The following is a 14093-nucleotide window of genomic DNA, read 5'->3' on the forward strand; positions in this document are numbered from 1 at the left end:
GAGGCAAAAGCGCAAAATAGGCAGACACTAATCTCCAATAACCCTCTGATAACCCACTAATAACAACGAGGAGACAATACCTATGATTAGTTTGTACGGCTCTGGTCAGGCACGTTCATTCCGTGCGCTCTGGGCGCTTGAAGAAGCCGGGCTCGATTTTGAATACCAGCATGTCAGAATTGGTCAGTCTGATGAAGGTGGTAGCCGTCACCCCTCATATCTGGCATTGAACTCCCAGGGGAAAATTCCAACGCTTGTTCACGATGACCTGGTATTAACCGAAAGCGCCGCAATCGTTAACTATATCGCCGCTCTGGTACCTGAAAAGCAGCTTATGCCGTTGGACGACAATGCGATGCGGGCAAAATACGACGAGTTTTGTTTCTTTGTTTTGTCAGACCTTGAACAGCCTTTATGGACGACAGGTAAACACCGTTTTGTATTGCCGGAAGACTACCGGGTAGAAGCGGTTTTCGAAACGGCACAGTGGGAATTCAAACGTTCCCTGAAGGCATTGGATCAGTATATGGACGGTCAGGAATATGTTGTTGGTAACCGCTTTACTTGCGCTGATATTCTGTTGGCACAAACCATTAACTGGGCTTTGCGGTTCGGGTTTGAGGTGCCTGAGCCATATCAGGAATACCGGGAGCGGCTTTACCAGAGACCTGCCTGCCAGAGAGCGGCAGAAGCGGCGACAGCAAAATAAAGAGGGAGCGGGCTGCTCCCTTTATCAGGCTTTTACCAGTAAGGCTTCTTCGCTTTCTTCACTACGGCTCAGTCGTTCCTCCTCATCCTCCTGAGTCTCATAATCTTCATCCTCAAGAACTGGTATCACTTCGTTAAGACTGAACAAAACCGTTGCTGGAGCAGAGTAGTTGGGAACATTGTCATAACTGAACACCGAGTAATATTTGGCAATGTTCGGGTTACCAAAGTCGTCCAGTGTGTATTCGTCTTTGCCGCCATAGAGCTTTACACCATCCAGTGGTGAACGGGGTGGATGGAAACGGTTCCGAACCACATAGCAACCAACAAAATCCGGGTCGTCTGGCTGTTTCCAGGTTAACCGGACCCGACCGGAATCCCTGTCCAGGGTGGCGGTCAGCTCTGTGGGTGCTGTCAGAGGTTTTTTGCGGCGCTCAATATACTTGATTACCAGTTTTGCCTGCCAGTTCTCGCCTTTTCCATGCCAGTCGATAATGGCGTTGCGCTCCTGACTGGGAGTCGTTGGTCGTACAATCAGGTAGACCGGCATGTTGCGGCTGTGCAGTTGCTCCAGAATTTGACGACAGTAGCTGTCGAACATAAAGCAGTGGGCGGGGTTTGCTTTCAGGTCGGTATTGCTGACTTCATAGCCTATGTACTCAATCTGCTGGCGGTTCAGAACATCGTCATAAGCCATTTCTTCCAGCTCGGCCATCTCAATGGTAAAGCGGATATCTTTGCGGGTTTGCAGCCGGTTTTTGGCTTTCAGCTCTACATAGGCTTCTGTAACAACGGTTTTTTCCGGGTCCGGCAGTTGATCAAGGTTGAAGCTGAGGTGTCCGTAAACTTTATCGCCATGGCTGTCGAAGCCCGACTTCAGCTCTCCTTCTACGACCTTCTCTCGGGCAATCGTGTGCAGATTTTCCGGCTCAAGGTTTAGCTGCTGACTGGCTCGGGTATAGATGATTTCAAGGCTGGGGCGATAGTGGATGCCTGCGCCAAAACGACCGTAACCTATATCAAACTGCATCATCTGGGAATCATGCCCCCTTGGCAGGGTAGACGGGCCTTCAATCCGCAGAATAATACGACCCGAGGCAATCTGCTGTTGCAGGATGCGCCGTTCAGTACCGGTGAAATCCCATTCAGTCCATATTCCCTGGGTCAGCTGGTCGGAGGGAATCGCATCACCCAGTGTCTGAATAACCGTGGCACTGGCAATTTGTTCGTAACTGGTGAGGTCGCTGATTTCGCTGGCATCAAGAATGGAGACTGACCACTCACCGTACTTTTCGATCTTGGCATTAACCCGGTTCATTGGATAAAGCGAGAAGCGGGCGGTTTTGATATGAGTATCTGCTGGCAGATTTTCCAGATTGTAAGCGATAACCCCCAGACAGTGACCTTTATTCCGGTTCACGCCAACGAATAATGAGTTATAGCCAAAATGTTTGCTGTTCAGTGAAGGCGTTTTTTCACCCACATAACCGACATCAGACCGAGCCGGGAACAGGGTGTGTGAAAATTCATCGTCAGCCAACAGTGTTTTCAGTTTCAGGGCAGGCGTAAAAGGTGACTTGATGCCGCTGGCCCGGTCGACGACTCTGACCGTGTAAAAATAACGCTGGCCGCTGTTAAGCTGAATATCCCGGTGGGAATGGGCGCGGGTGATGGCAACGCGATTAGCATTGGTGCAGGGGTGTTTGGGGGAAGGGGTTCGGTATATTTCAAAAAAACAGTCGGACTGGCTCTCATGTTCCCATTTCAGACAGACCTCGTTCATACCAATCTTCTCTGCGAGAAAACCGGAGACTCTTGCCGGAGCCTTTGGTGAGTAATTGATGGCAGACTCCAGAGCGTACAGAACCGCAGGTATGTTTTCATCCACGCTCTGCTTCATATTGATCAGGTAGTCGGGAATGTTTCGGGTGCCGACTTCTACGACGGTGGCAAGGATGCCCCTGTTGTAATAATACTCACGACCACTGCCGTTTATAAGATTAAGCGGTGGCTTGCCCCGGTGGATGCCATACTGACGGCCGGTCACCTTATTTATTTCACTGGCCATGTTGGCACAGAGCTGATTCAGGTCGGTGCCTTCTACCTCTTCTTCGTGGTTGAACTTGTGCGCCGGAAAAAAAACATTGCCCTGAGAATGGTAATCCAGAGCGACGGTGATGTTGGGGTGTTGGTCGACAAACTCTTTTATCGCCCTGGTTTCCGGTTCTGAGAACGGTTCCGGACCGCCGTAGATGTTGGAGCTGGTATCCTGACTTTTACGGAAACGAACGGAGAAGTTACGGTTGAGGTCTACGCCAAACGTGCCATCACCATTGTCCCTGCGGTTTTTCCGCCAGAAAGAGAAGTGACGGCGGGAATACTCAAACCCGTCAGGGTTCAGGCAGGGAACCATATAAAGCGTGTTGCGGGTCAGTGCGTTAAATAGTTTTGGGTTGGTTTTGTAGTGATCGATAACATACTGGACAAACTGTGTTGCCAGTTCAATGCCTATCCATTCTCTGGCGTGGATAGTACCTGTGTAGAGCAGAGCCGGTTTTTCATTGGCGTAGGCGACATCGTTAGAAATCGTCACCAGCATGATCGGGCGGCCTTCCCAGGTTTCGCCAATACTTTGCAGGCGGATCAGGTCGGGGTAGTCCCCCATGGCCTTATTGAGAAACTCGATGGTTTTCTGGTACGAAATATATTGCTGTTTCATAGGGTCACAGGCTCGTTATTCTTGGGATCAGAGGCATCTGTGATGCCTCTGCTCTATTGTCCTGAACCAAAAACGACAAATGACGTTAATAATTCTGAAGGTGATTTTCCCAAGACTTCATGATGTGAGCAAGTTTTCGTGCCTTGATGTTTTTCACTGCTGTCAGTTGACCTGGTTCCTTTTCCAGCGCATTGATAACGCCCTCTCTTCCCAGACTGGTGACTATTTTCAGTGCCAGCCCTTCGCTGACGCCCCGGGCAGAGCTCAGTACTTCAATCAGTTTTCCTTCGGAAAGATCAAAGGGAGACTTTGTTGCGGTAGTTGCCACGGTAGTTACCACGGTAGTTACCACGGTCGTTTTTAATGCTGGCTTTGGTTCTGAGGCTGGTGCAGTTTCCTGCACTTCAATGCTGATAATGGTTGGAGTGGGTACATCCTCAATGCCTGTATCAGCCTGCTGTTCCTCTGATACGTCTGCCGTGGTCAGTGGAGTGGGCTGGCGGGCAGAGACTTGACGGGAGGAAACATAGTTGTCCTGCCGATTCCACTGCTCGCTGGGCCACTCTTCTTTATAGCGATCATGGGTGTCGATAATTGGATAGTTATCGTCGTCCATTTCACTATAGGTTTCGCAGGTATCCGTCATGGCCTGCTGATCAGCACTGTGACCAAAGGTGATATAACGCATGGTGCGCAAAACCGAAGATGAGATTTTGCCCAGTTCTTCCCAGTTGTACAGGGGAATATGGGGTTGCGGCATTGCTCCGGAAGACAGCTTCCACATCAGGTACTGGCCGATCCAGTCACGAATATAAGGGAAGGCTGCAAAGGCGGTAGCGCATTCCAGAATCCGGTATTCGTCGTCAAAGCTGACAGCAATATCACAGGCCCAGTATTCAGCGTTGGCGGCTTTGGAAGCGCGAACTGCCAGCTCCAGTGCTTCTGCTGGCACATCCATGTAGTCCATGCTGCCGCCCTGGGAGGTGTTGGTCAGCCATTCGCCTTCAGGGGGGCGACGCCAGAAGGCACAGACCGGTTTGTGACCAATCAGCATCACCCGGATGTCCGCCTTCATGGGGATGAAGTCCTGCAGGTAGACCGGGTAATAGCGTTTCTCTGTCAGCAATTCCAGGGCTTCGGCTTCACTGTCTACTTTGTGAACATAGTAGCCACCGTAGTTCGACGGGCCGTAGGAGCGTTTGATAATTTTCGGGAAACAGGTCTGGCTCAGGAACGTTCTGGCTTCATCCTGCTCATAGAATACGCGGGTATCCGGCGCGGCAAGATCATATTTCTCACAGAAGTGTGTAACGTTTTCCTTGGACTTGTTGGAAAACTGGGTGTCCATATCCGGCAGGAACCGCACTTCAGGCAAAGCCCGGGCAATGTCCCTGAAGGTTTCATAGGCTGTTGCAGGAATATTGCCAATCAGTACATCAATTTTCTTGCGCTTTACCTCGTTGATAAAACGCTGTTTATCATTGCCCCAGTGGTAAACAACGGTTTCAATTTTGTCTGGCCAGCCTCTGAAGTTGGATCGGTCGAAGAAACGCAACACATGATCCAGATACAGTAAGCCGATTTTGGGGAGTTTTGCTTTAACTGATTGCATGTTTCGGCTCCTCAACCTCAATACCTGTACTGTCTTGCTGTAACGGGGTGTCCAGCAATTTGTTAACGGTCACTTTTCTTTCAATCATGTCCGTGATTTTTTCAATCTTGAGATCATTGAAATCCAGACCGAATTCTTCCTGATCCGGAGTGGCAAAGGCTGGAATACCGTTGACTTCCAGAACAACATATTCTTCACGTTCCTGGTCGTAAATCAGGTCGACCCCGGCAATTTCCAGACCAGTGACTTTCGCGGCTTTTAAAGCCAGATTGACGACTTCATCGTTGGGTTCACGCTTTATGATGCTGCCACCGCTGGTGATGTTGGTTTTCCAGTCGTCCTGGGGTGCCTTGCGACCATAGCAGCCAACAAACTCACCATCGACAATATCGATGCGGTAATCGGTGTGGTCGTTTTGTATAAATCGCTCGACAAAGAAGTGTTGCACATCAATCTGGTTGATAAACGGCTGGAGCATGTCCAGGGCGTCTATGTTCTCCAGTCGTACAATGCCTGTGCCGCCCCAGCCATCGGTGGGTTTGTACACAGCACGACCACCCCAGTCACTCATACTGGCTCGCAGGGCTTCCAGATTATTGTGACGGGACAGGCAGTAATCCGGCGTAGTAATGCCATGACGACGTAGCAGGTGGGATGTTTTAAATTTGTCTTCAGTCAGGGCGAATGCTTTGTAGTTATTAACGATGGGAATACAGCGATCCAGCATTTCATAGAGATACATCTGGTACTGGGTCTGCTGGCCTGCGTTATAGGTATAAAACAGGTCCAGATCTTCCATCACAACACCATTACAGATGATGGAACCTTCGTGAGCCATAGCTTGAGAAAGGTTCAGGCCGGAAATAACACCGATATCCCGCTCCCTTAACCGGTCTACCAGTTTTCGTTGGATGACGTCCCCTCCGCCATTCTGGTAAAGCCAGAGTCCAACGGTGTGCTTAGACATAATTGTGTCCTGCGGTGCTGAGTAGTTTGTGATTCAATTTCCCAGGTAATAGCTGCTTGCCAGTTGCATGGAATGCAGGGCAAAACCGATAACAAAAGTTATCATCAAGTGGCTGTTTTTTATTTTATGAATCGAGCAGATGCTAATCGGTCTGTAAGGCAGTCAGACTATCTCTTTTCTCATGAGAGTAGCCATACAATGTCGCCAGCCCTCGTCGAATAAAAGCGAAACAACCGTGTAATAGGCTTTTTGTGTCGTTTGACTATACCTGATGGGGCAGGAATATATCGCTTTTCAGGCATAAAGTTAACCTTTGAAGCAACTTTTTATTTAATTTAGTAAATTAACACAAATTTACACTCAAAACCCTATCTCACCGGTCAGATTTGAGAGTAGTATTTCCACCTGTGGCTGTTTGTGTGCAAACGGATTTAAGAAAATCATACGGTTGTAATAAAAGTGGATTTCAAAGAACCTGAATTCAAGTCATAAGTGCATAACCCATGACTTTTCTTGCATCTATTCCAGTTGACTCTTTAAATGCCTCATAAGGAGTCTTGTAGCCCAGGCACTTTCTTGGCCTGTTGTTCAGCTTATCCACTGCAATGATGACATCTTTTTCTGTCACGCCATTAAGCTCCATCGACTTGGGGAAATACTGCCTTAGCAAACCATTAGCATTCTCATTCTGGCCTCTTTCCCAAGAATGGTAGGGGGCAGCAAAGTAGCTGTCACATTTTAAAGCTTTGGCAATTGATTCATGCTGAACAAACTCCTTTCCATTGTCGTATGTTATTGTCTTTACAAACCTTTTCAGAGGCTTGAGTACGTCAATTATTCCCTGTTTAACCGCTTTTGCCTTCTTGCCTGGTAGAGGGACAGCAAGGCGAAGCTTGGTTTTTCGTTCATCTAATGTAGCGATGGCTCCTTTATGATTTTTACCTATTACAGTATCAGCTTCCCAGTCACCAACTCGCTCTCTGTTGTTGACCACTTCGGGGCGTTCTTCAATGCCAACCCGATTTGGTATACCGGTTCGGTTATGAGCTGAACCGTATCGCTTTCGATAAGTTTTTTTCTGGTGCCTCAAGTGCTTATAGAGCGAGCCTCCGCGCCGTTTATCATCCGCTACAAATTGATAAATCGTCTCATGATGCAGCTTGATTACACCGTCCTTTTCAAGCCTTCCAGCCACTTGTTCAGGACTCCAATCTGAACGGATATCGTTTGAAATACGTTGTTTAATGTCGTCTGTCAGCTTAATAGCTTTTGGCTTATCTTTGTGCCGCTGCCGAGCTGTGCGATTAGCCTGTTGGTGCCTGTACCCTCTTTGCCCTTTATTGCGGTTTACTTCTCGCGACACGGTAGGCTGTGAACGGCCAAGCTTTTTAGCAATTTTGTTTTGTGAAGTCCCATTTTTGAGTTCAGTTTCGATATAATATCTCTCTTCAGAGCTCAGGTGTGTATAGGCCATCCTTGGCTTCCTCTGTATGGTTTGGTTGCTTTACAGAATACCCCTGAGTTCTGATTCACTTCAAAGGTTCTGAAACAATCCTCTGGTTACAGAGGTTATGCACTTATGATACGAATTCAGGGAATTAGCTTCAATTGTTGCGTTGAATTCCTATACCCAAAATAAACCCGGAGTTGATGAGAACGGCCGGGTGTTTTCTCAATGGATGGAAGCTCTGGGGTATCGTACTGAACGTTACCAGCGGGCAGACATTGGTGACCATCTGCACTTTATTGCACCAGAGCGTGACGGACGAAAAGTGCTGTTGCTGGGGCATCTGGATACGGTGTTTCCGGCAGGCAGTTTTGAACAGTTTAAAGAAGATGAGCAATGGATTTATGGTCCCGGTGTCTGCGATATGAAAGGTGGAAACTGGGTAGCCCTGAATGCATTGCGGCAGCTGCATCAACAGTATGGTGGCCTGCACAATATTGATATGTTGCTGGTCAGTGATGAGGAGACCGGCAGTGATGACAGCAAGCACCTGACGGCTAAACTGGCTAAAAAGTACGACGCATGTCTTGTTTTTGAAGCGGCCGGTGCAAACAATGAAGTAGTGATAGCCCGGAAAGGTGTTGCAACTATCTATCTGGATTTTACCGGCAAGGCTGCTCATGCCGGTAATCATTACACGGAAGGCTGTGATGCTAACCTGGCCGCTGCCCACATGCTGATTGATTTAACGAATCTGACCAACCTTGAGCTGGGAACCACGGTTAATGTGGGGAAAATGTCCGGAGGCATAGGTGCCAATACGGTTTCTCCTGATGCCAGGCTGGTGATTGAGTTTCGCTTTACCCAAGGGACTGAAAGAGATCGGGTGCTGGCAGCGATTGATCAGTTGTTGAGTGAGTCTGCGGTTGAAGGTGTGTCGGTCAGTATGTCCGGGGGATTGCAGAGGGATGTAATGGAAAGTTCACCCCGGCAACAGCAGTTGCTCGATGAAATCAGTCAGATACTGGGTTATTCGCTACCGGTTGAAAAGCGCGGCGGGGTCAGCGATGCCAATGTTGCCTCTGCAGCCGGAGTACCGACACTGGATGGTTTTGGCCCCTTTGGTGACGGTGATCATACGGTTCATGAGCGTGCCAGCAAGGCCAGCTTTGAACAACGTATACGGGAAGTGACGGCTATTTTGTCGGGGATGGTTATGGATGGCTGTTAGCCAACGGCTAACAGCCAGTATCCCTGATCAGGATTTTTTCATATAGCAGCTAAGCAGAACAACACGGGTACCGTTAACACGACCTTCAATATGCTCAGGGTTGGAGGTCAGTGAAATATTGCGAACAGCGGTACCACGCTTGGCTGTAAAACCTGCGCCTTTAACCACCAGATCTTTAATCAGAGTAACGGTGTCGCCTGCTTCAAGGCGGGTGCCGTTGCAGTCCAGGGTTGGAGGCGTATCGTCGTCTTCTTCAGGCATGCCTTCTTTCGCCCACTCCAGTGTTTCTTCGTCCATATACATCTGATCCAGCAGATCCTGAGCCCAGGTTTCAGACGACAGGTGGTTCAGCATACGCCATGCCATCACCTGAACCGCAGGGTAAGGGCTCCACATGCTGTCATGCAGACAGCGCCAGTGGTTGGTGTCCAGGGCTTCGGGCTGACTGATCTGGGAACGACAGGTTTCACAGATCATCACTGAGCGATCTGCTGATGCTTCACTTTCAGGTGGTACTGCAAAAATATCCAGATGTTGACTGGCTGCGCACAGCTCGCATTTGGAGTCGCAACGTTGCAGCAGTGTACTTTCAATGCTCATGGTAGAGAACCTTGGGGATGTCACAAACTTGGGTATGTCACAAGAAAGTGGCAGGATTAGAAGTGGGCGGATTATAAATACCCTGACATTTGTTTAGCAACAGACAGGTTGGGGCTACTGATGAACATTGGACAGATGCAGTATAACAATAAAAGGAAGGCATCATGTTGTACGTAGCAACCAGGGACACAAAGGGCCGGGGTGTTTATTCAGCGAAGAAAATTCAGCGGGATCAGGTGATTGAACGATGTGAAGTGCTGGTGATACCAGAGGAAGAAACTTCCCTGCTCGATAATACCGTTTTGTTTAATTATTACTTTTGCTGGGGGGAAGACCAGAAAGAGGGGGCAATAGCCCTGGGGTTTGGTTCTATCTATAACCACTCCTATACGCCTAATGCCTTATATCGCATAGATCTGGATGATCAGGTTCTGGAGTTTGTGGCGCTTCGGAATATTCCTGCCAATGAAGAAATTACCATTAATTATAACGGTGCGCCTGAAGACAAATCGCCGTTGTGGAATGCTGATGAAATTAAATGGATAGAATGACAGAATCGATTCCAACGTGTTGTTTTTAAAGATGAAAAAAAACTTGCATCATAAAACGTAATCCTTATACTAAGCGGCGTCTGGTTGAGGCGGTCAACATTAACGGCTTCTTCGAAAGGTGTCTTACATCAGCAGACCACATAGTGGTGGGCATAGCTCAGTTGGTAGAGCTCTGGATTGTGATTCCAGCGGTCGTGGGTTCGAGCCCCATTGTCCACCCCAAATTTAAAAACCCGTTACCGTTCTGGCAACGGGTTTTTTCGTTTATACATTTCCCTGTGTTCAGTTCCCCTTCATTATCTTCCTGTATTTCATCTGGTCTTCGTACATCTCCAGAAAAACACAGTATTTTCTTTCGTAATAATCCGTCAGCTCCGGGTCGGGATTATTGATTTTTTCGTAACGGCTGACCGACTGGATGGCATGAGTCCAGTCATAGAACAGTTCCGCAGCCAGCCCTGCCGTCATTACTCCAGATAGAAGCATCGCATCGGATTGCTCCGCAATGGCAGCAGGCAACCCGGTTGCATTGCAGTGTTCTGCCAGAAACAGCGGATTCTTCGCCAGCCCACCTGCCGGAGTCAGAAGGTCAAACTCATAACCTGCTGAAACCAAGGTTTCAATATTGTGTCGGGCACCCAGTGCCAGAGCCTGAATGGTACAGAGATAGTGTAATGCCAGGTTGTCTTCACTGTTATCCAGCTTTAGCCCGCTGATCATTCCTGTCAGGGTCATGTCCATTCTGGGGGTTCGGTTGCCGGCAAAGTAGGGCAGCATGTGAATGTTTTGGGTCAGGCAGGCGATGGGTTGTTCTCCCGCCATCTTTTCAAGCTGGACATTCAAATAGGCGGTAATGCCCAGTCCCTTTTGTCTTGCCCTATTGCTGGCGAGTTCGTGTGCCGGGTGGTTGGCAAGGATGTAATCCAGCAGAATGCCGGCCGCACTCTGTCCAACGGTATTGTGGTAAAGGTCAGGCAGTACTGATGGAGAGGGGCCCCATATTCCGTAAATGGTTTTGGGCTGGCGACTGGTGGCGACATAAATGGTTGACGTTCCGACAATCATGCTCAGTCGTTTAAGGGCTGTTTCAGGAGAGTTAACGGGTTCGTTCTTACTGCGGGACAGGATCGTAGAGAGCGTGCCACCATATCCGTCGATGATGGCACTGGCCACTGGCATACCAGCAGGCAGCTTTAAAGAGGTTGCAGCCGTTTTGCACAGCCCTTCGCCAACCGCAGCGCCAATGGGTAAATGGATACCGTGAAAGCGCTCTTTAACATCGGCAAAGTCCACTGCTTCCAGTAACTGTTCATCAAAACGACGGGAGAGCGAGCCGTTGGTCCAGGTGAGTTCTTCAGTCAGTTTCCAGACCAGATAGTCACTCAGGTCAATAATGCAGTAGCATTGATTCCAGAGTTCCGGGTGACTTTGCTTCAGCCAGAGTGCCCGGGCGATGTGGGTTTCCGGAATCATTCTCTGATGGTTGTCGGTGCGGTGCATGACGGCTGAAAACTGTTCTGATTGTGGTAGTGCTCTGTGATCCATCCAGCCATACACGTCGCACTCCGAATTATCGGGCAGGGCAATGGGTTTCATGTCAGCCGTAAGAAACAGCAGGGAGGCAGTGGCATCAAGCCCGATGCCTCGTATGCAGTCTGGTTCATAGCTGGACAGTGAGATCAGGTTTTTAATGGTGTCGACCAGAGTGCTCCAGATATCATCCGATGAAAAGCCCATTTTGCCAGCAGGGTTCCAGCAACGAATAGCGTGTTTCTGCTGTGCCAGAATTTGTCCTTCAGTGGTGGTCAGGGCGCAGCGCAGACTGCCGCTTCCTACGTCGATACTGAGCAGTATGTCATCCATCGGGGTTACCTGTTGCCTGATCGGGATGATTTCCAGCATAGACAAAAAAGTGGCTCTGGATGATCTACTCTGTATCAGGCTTGCAATACCGTTCTTCAAATGCAGCAGTGGTGGTAACAAAGTGGCAAAGTCGTCGTATGCACTGGTTCAGGGCGTTCAGGGAGCTTCCCGGCTGGAGGTGATGACCCGCCTCAGCTGGCCTTCAAGCCATAATTTTCTTGTATCACAAGGGGTCATAGAAGGGATGAGTTGTCTCGAGGTGGCCTGCGGTGCAGGGGCCGTTACCCGCCAGTTAAAGAGTCTTCTGGGGGATAGCAGTCTTGTGACAGGCTTTGACATGGATGCAAAATCGATAGAACTGGCGCGAAAAAAATTCTCTGATGCCCGTGGCGTGAATTTTCAGGTGGTTGATCTTGAGGCGGATGAGTTAGCTTTTGATCAACCGTTCGATCTGGTTTATTGCCGCCATATTCTGGAGCATGTTTCTGATCCGGAAGCGTCGATTCATAAATTGACCCGGTATCTGAAACCGGGTGGGTTGTTTGTCGCACAGACCGTTGACTGCGAAGGACGGTATTGCTGGCCTGATAATGCGGCTTATCAGAAAAGTGCTGAACTGCTGGCGCGGATTATTGATGTCAGGGGCGGACATTCGGATTGTGGCCGGTGGTTGCCATCCATACTGCGCAAACAGAAGTTTTTGCATATTAATGTCGAAGTGGAAAATCTGGTCTACCTGGAAGGTGAAGGCAAACAGTTTTTACCTCTGACCATGGAGGCTGTGGAAAAAGGGCTTCTGGAAGAAGGATTGCTGGAAAAGGATGAGTTCCGCCAGTTGTTGAATGACTTAAGGCAGTTCTGCAACGAGCCGGACAGCATTGTATCGTTGCCAAGGTTTGTCCATTGCGCTGGAAGAAAACCCTGTTAATGTGGACGCTTAAGATTTTTTACACAGGGAAATGGCATGGGCCTGTTGATGAGTGAAATGATTGGTCATCGGGGGGTGGCAAGTCTGGCACCTGAAAATACGCTGGCAGGCATTCGCAAAGCGGCAGAACTGGGGCTGGAATGGGTTGAGCTGGATGTCACCTTGCTGGGCGATGGGGCAGCAGTGATGTTCCATGACTCCCGCCTGAATCGAACGACTAATGGTCGTGGTCATCTGAAAAAGCAGACTCTGACAGCCGTTAAATCACTGGATGCTGGCAGCTGGCACTCCGAACACTGGTCTGGAGAGAAGGTTCCTGAGCTGGATGAAACGTTGAGTCTGATTAAAGTGCTGGGTCTGGGGTTGAATCTGGAGTTAAAACCTAATCGCTGTGACCTGCACCGGCTGGTCGGTCAGGTGATTATTGCTTTGGAGCGGGCAGACTTTCCAACAGAGAAGTTACTGGTTTCCAGTTTTAACCATAAGGCACTGGTTTTGTTTAGTGGGCGTTCTGAGCACCGTATTGGTTGCCTGTTTGAAACCTTGCCCCGAAGCTGGAGCCATAAGGCACAAAAGGTGGGCGCTGTGAGTATTCATGTGAATGCTGGAAAGCTGACAGAAGCTGGCGCTAAAGCCGTGAAAGCAGGTGGGTATCAGCTTTACTGTTATACAGTAAACGACACACAGCTCCTTAGCAGGCTAAAGAGCTGGCAGGTAGACGGTGTTTTTTCAGACTGTCCGCAGAACTTGAAGTGACGTTTATAACTCGTCTACTGCGCGCAGGTATTTGAACAGTTTGCGGGCTGCGGCAGGCGCTTTGTTTTGGTCAGCTTCTTTTTTCGCATTGCGCACCAGCTGACGAATGTGCTGGTGGTCGGCTTCCGGATACTGCTCCAGATACTCCGTCAGAACCTTGTTGTCACCACTGACCAGGCGATCGCGCCAGCGTTCCAGCTGGTGAAAGCGGCGGTTAAACTCTTCACTGGTGGCATCAAGGCGGCTGAGCAGTTCCTTGATGGGCTCAAGGTCTTCGTCCTGCATCAGCTTGCCGATAAAGCCGAGATGGCGCTTTCGGGCGTTGTGGCTTTTGATGCGTTTGCTCTCATCAAGGGCGGCTCGCAGGCGCTCGCCCAGAGGCAGTTTATCCAGCAGCGATGGTTTCATTTCCATCAACCGCTCACCCATATCCTTCAGCTCCTGCATATCACGCTTGAGCTCGGCACGGCTGACGTAAATGATCTCCTCAATAGGGTCGCCAAATTCGTCAAATTTCTGTTCAGACATTACACATTCACTTTAACTGTCACTGTAGCGATCACTGTAGCGATGAAAAGACGCTTGCCGTCATCGGTCAGACTGCTGATGATGACAGAAACAATCGTTTTTCGCTGATAGCTGTTCGACGGGAAATCACACATTTTACTCTATTCGCCGATAAGACGACGTGTTTTTTTCACAAAGCCCGCT

At 49.3% G+C, this 14093-nt stretch carries 13 protein-coding genes and 1 tRNA gene; 6 read left to right on the forward strand and 8 right to left on the reverse strand.

The window, feature by feature from the left end:
- Positions 1-82 precede the first annotated feature (82 nt).
- A complete protein-coding gene (locus tag NX722_RS26850; protein WP_262565892.1) occupies positions 83-709 on the forward strand; it encodes a glutathione S-transferase family protein in 627 nt (208 codons plus the stop codon).
- Between the two features lie 24 nt (positions 710-733).
- Here NX722_RS26850 and NX722_RS26855 read toward each other — a convergent pair whose 3' ends face one another.
- From NX722_RS26855 to NX722_RS26870, 4 genes are all read right to left on the reverse strand, one after another.
- Entirely contained in the window at positions 734-3427 is a 2694-nt protein-coding gene (locus NX722_RS26855; protein ID WP_262565893.1) for a M14 family zinc carboxypeptidase, read from the reverse strand.
- Positions 3428-3512: 85 nt separating this feature from the next.
- Positions 3513-5039 (reverse strand): ATP-grasp domain-containing protein, encoded by a 1527-nt coding sequence (locus tag NX722_RS26860; protein ID WP_262565894.1) that lies wholly within the window; start codon positions 5037-5039, stop codon positions 3513-3515.
- Entirely contained in the window at positions 5026-6006 is a 981-nt protein-coding gene (locus tag NX722_RS26865; protein WP_262565895.1) for an ATP-grasp domain-containing protein, read from the reverse strand. The genes NX722_RS26860 and NX722_RS26865 overlap by 14 nt, the downstream gene beginning before the upstream one ends.
- 481 nt (positions 6007-6487) lie before the next feature.
- On the reverse strand, positions 6488-7480 hold the full coding sequence (locus NX722_RS26870) for an IS30 family transposase (protein WP_262563592.1): 993 nt from the start codon (positions 7478-7480) through the stop codon (positions 6488-6490).
- A 142-nt stretch (positions 7481-7622) separates the two neighbouring features.
- Between NX722_RS26870 and NX722_RS26875 the strand changes: the two genes are divergently transcribed.
- On the forward strand, positions 7623-8684 hold the full coding sequence (locus tag NX722_RS26875) for a M20 family metallopeptidase (protein ID WP_262565896.1): 1062 nt from the start codon (positions 7623-7625) through the stop codon (positions 8682-8684).
- A 27-nt stretch (positions 8685-8711) separates the two neighbouring features.
- Here the strand turns inward: NX722_RS26875 and NX722_RS26880 are convergent, their stop codons facing one another.
- The gene (locus NX722_RS26880) at positions 8712-9284 is read right to left on the reverse strand and encodes a PhnA domain-containing protein (RefSeq protein ID WP_262565897.1); all 573 of its coding nucleotides are present in this window, start codon (positions 9282-9284) and stop codon (positions 8712-8714) included.
- A gap of 164 nt (positions 9285-9448) precedes the next feature.
- Here NX722_RS26880 and NX722_RS26885 point away from each other — a divergent pair, with 164 nt between their 5' ends.
- Positions 9449-9835 carry an SET domain-containing protein gene (locus NX722_RS26885; protein WP_262565898.1) on the forward strand — a complete coding sequence of 129 codons (387 nt, stop codon included), beginning with the start codon at positions 9449-9451 and terminating at the stop codon, positions 9833-9835.
- Between the two features lie 146 nt (positions 9836-9981).
- Positions 9982-10057, forward strand: a tRNA-His gene (locus NX722_RS26890).
- Positions 10058-10117: 60 nt separating this feature from the next.
- Here the strand turns inward: NX722_RS26890 and NX722_RS26895 are convergent.
- Complete coding sequence (locus tag NX722_RS26895; RefSeq protein WP_262565899.1) at positions 10118-11698, reverse strand: FGGY-family carbohydrate kinase; 1581 nt, start codon at positions 11696-11698, stop codon at positions 10118-10120.
- A 25-nt stretch (positions 11699-11723) separates the two neighbouring features.
- Here NX722_RS26895 and NX722_RS26900 point away from each other — a divergent pair, with 25 nt between their 5' ends.
- A complete protein-coding gene (locus NX722_RS26900; RefSeq protein WP_262565900.1) occupies positions 11724-12626 on the forward strand; it encodes a methyltransferase domain-containing protein in 903 nt (300 codons plus the stop codon).
- Between the two features lie 36 nt (positions 12627-12662).
- Complete coding sequence (locus tag NX722_RS26905; protein WP_262565901.1) at positions 12663-13382, forward strand: glycerophosphoryl diester phosphodiesterase; 720 nt, start codon at positions 12663-12665, stop codon at positions 13380-13382.
- A gap of 3 nt (positions 13383-13385) precedes the next feature.
- Here the strand turns inward: NX722_RS26905 and yjgA are convergent, their stop codons facing one another.
- Complete coding sequence (gene yjgA, locus NX722_RS26910) at positions 13386-13910, reverse strand: ribosome biogenesis factor YjgA (RefSeq protein WP_262565902.1); 525 nt, start codon at positions 13908-13910, stop codon at positions 13386-13388.
- A complete protein-coding gene (locus tag NX722_RS26915) occupies positions 13910-14044 on the reverse strand; it encodes a hypothetical protein (protein ID WP_265442395.1) in 135 nt (44 codons plus the stop codon). Before NX722_RS26915 ends, yjgA begins: the two co-directional genes overlap by 1 nt.
- Positions 14045-14093: the final 49 nt, after the last annotated feature.

The sequence above is a fragment of the Endozoicomonas gorgoniicola genome (assembly GCF_025562715.2).
Classification (GTDB): Bacteria; Pseudomonadota; Gammaproteobacteria; order Pseudomonadales; family Endozoicomonadaceae; genus Endozoicomonas_A; species Endozoicomonas_A gorgoniicola.

What these genes read in the sequence shown, in the direction of transcription:
- NX722_RS26905 (WP_262565901.1), top strand. Translation starts at nt 12,663, where the DNA reads ATGGGCCTGTTGATGAGTGAAATGATTGGTCATCGGGGGGTGGCAAGT.
- NX722_RS26855 (WP_262565893.1), bottom strand. Translation starts at nt 3,427, where the DNA reads ATGAAACAGCAATATATTTCGTACCAGAAAACCATCGAGTTTCTCAAT.
- NX722_RS26850 (WP_262565892.1), top strand. Translation starts at nt 83, where the DNA reads ATGATTAGTTTGTACGGCTCTGGTCAGGCACGTTCATTCCGTGCGCTC.
- NX722_RS26865 (WP_262565895.1), bottom strand. Translation starts at nt 6,006, where the DNA reads ATGTCTAAGCACACCGTTGGACTCTGGCTTTACCAGAATGGCGGAGGG.
- NX722_RS26860 (WP_262565894.1), bottom strand. Translation starts at nt 5,039, where the DNA reads ATGCAATCAGTTAAAGCAAAACTCCCCAAAATCGGCTTACTGTATCTG.
- NX722_RS26885 (WP_262565898.1), top strand. Translation starts at nt 9,449, where the DNA reads ATGTTGTACGTAGCAACCAGGGACACAAAGGGCCGGGGTGTTTATTCA.
- NX722_RS26870 (WP_262563592.1), bottom strand. Translation starts at nt 7,480, where the DNA reads ATGGCCTATACACACCTGAGCTCTGAAGAGAGATATTATATCGAAACT.
- yjgA (WP_262565902.1), bottom strand. Translation starts at nt 13,910, where the DNA reads ATGTCTGAACAGAAATTTGACGAATTTGGCGACCCTATTGAGGAGATC.
- NX722_RS26880 (WP_262565897.1), bottom strand. Translation starts at nt 9,284, where the DNA reads ATGAGCATTGAAAGTACACTGCTGCAACGTTGCGACTCCAAATGCGAG.
- NX722_RS26895 (WP_262565899.1), bottom strand. Translation starts at nt 11,698, where the DNA reads ATGGATGACATACTGCTCAGTATCGACGTAGGAAGCGGCAGTCTGCGC.
- NX722_RS26915 (WP_265442395.1), bottom strand. Translation starts at nt 14,044, where the DNA reads ATGTGTGATTTCCCGTCGAACAGCTATCAGCGAAAAACGATTGTTTCT.
- NX722_RS26900 (WP_262565900.1), top strand. Translation starts at nt 11,724, where the DNA reads ATGATTTCCAGCATAGACAAAAAAGTGGCTCTGGATGATCTACTCTGT.